The sequence below is a fragment of the Campylobacter troglodytis genome, assembly GCF_006864425.1.
Taxonomy (GTDB): domain Bacteria; phylum Campylobacterota; class Campylobacteria; order Campylobacterales; family Campylobacteraceae; genus Campylobacter_D; species Campylobacter_D troglodytis.
The window spans coordinates 1-1,097 of record NZ_QHLI01000162.1; the positions used below are offsets into that span (position 1 = coordinate 1).

1 protein-coding gene and 1 pseudogene are annotated in these 1,097 nt (G+C 33.5%); one reads left to right on the plus strand and one right to left on the minus strand.

Features of this window, described 5'->3' with window-relative positions; genetic code table 11:
- Nucleotides 1–31: 31 nt before the first annotated feature.
- Nucleotides 32–344: pseudogene (locus tag DMC01_RS16955) on the plus strand (hypothetical protein); the annotation flags it as partial.
- Nucleotides 345–485: 141 nt separating this feature from the next.
- Here the strand turns inward: DMC01_RS16955 and DMC01_RS12530 are convergent.
- Nucleotides 486–1,097, minus strand: a 612-nt coding sequence (locus DMC01_RS12530) for a hypothetical protein (RefSeq protein WP_221887169.1), incomplete at its 5' end; no start/stop codon positions are given.

A 1,097-nucleotide genomic window follows, 5' to 3' on the forward strand; every position in this document is an offset into this window, starting at 1 on the left:
CAAAGGCTAGTTATAGGATAAAGGAAGATATGAGTTTGCAAATGGACACAAGCATATCAATGGAAACTGTGAATTTTTTGCTACGCCTCTTGTAACTACAAACAAAAGAGCTTATGCCAAACATAGACTTGCTAAATTTAAGGGGCATTGAAACAAAAAATTTTTATGTTTCATTTAAAAGAAATTTAGAATTTAGAAGGTTAAAAACGAAAATTTGTATAAAATTCTGTTAAAATGGCTTAGGAAAAATTCTGTGTAATTTTAGCTAAAAGTATCAATCGCCAAATAAAAAGCAAGATTTGTATAAAATCTTGCTAAAAATGATAAGAAATAATCCGCTTTAAGTTGAATTGAGTCAAATGATAAGGCAAAATCAGCTTAAATTAAATTTAACCAAAATCAATTAAGCTAAGAGATAAGCTATTTACTCAGTGCAAGACATCAAATCTTGCAGTAAAAAGCTTATAAGGTAATTTTGCTAAGATTTATTTGACATTTGCACTCATAGTAAGATCTACAACAGCCCAACTAAAATCAGCATGGCCAGGGGCTGCCTTGCTTAAAGCACTTAATGCTTGTGTGGCATTGCTAAAGGCATTAAGATCAAGCTTTCCTTGTGCCATAAGCTTTTTATTTTTAATCTCATAAACCAAGGGAACAATTGTGCTTTGATTGCCAATGCTTATTTTAGCACTAATGAGACCCTTTCCATCGCCTTCTACAACTTCTTGTATCACTACATTAATAGATTCCTTACCAGCTAAGGCAGGGAAAAACACTGTATTCATATTCTTTGTCGCATCATCTAACTCAGGAATCACGCTACTTGTTGGGACAATCACAGCACTAGCACCTTTTAAAACCCCTGTAATGCTTTTTTTATCCTTACCAAAGGTGAATTTAATTTTCTTAAACATTCCACTCGTCTCAACCATATCCTCGGTCTTGTAGCCTGTAAAGCCTACTTTTATGCTTGAGGTATCAAGGGTTGCTGCACTTAGAGAATAACTAGTAAGCACACCTACTACAAGAAAACCAGACACACATTTTGACACCTGAGAAAATACCTTTTTCATAATCACTCCTAAATTTAAAAT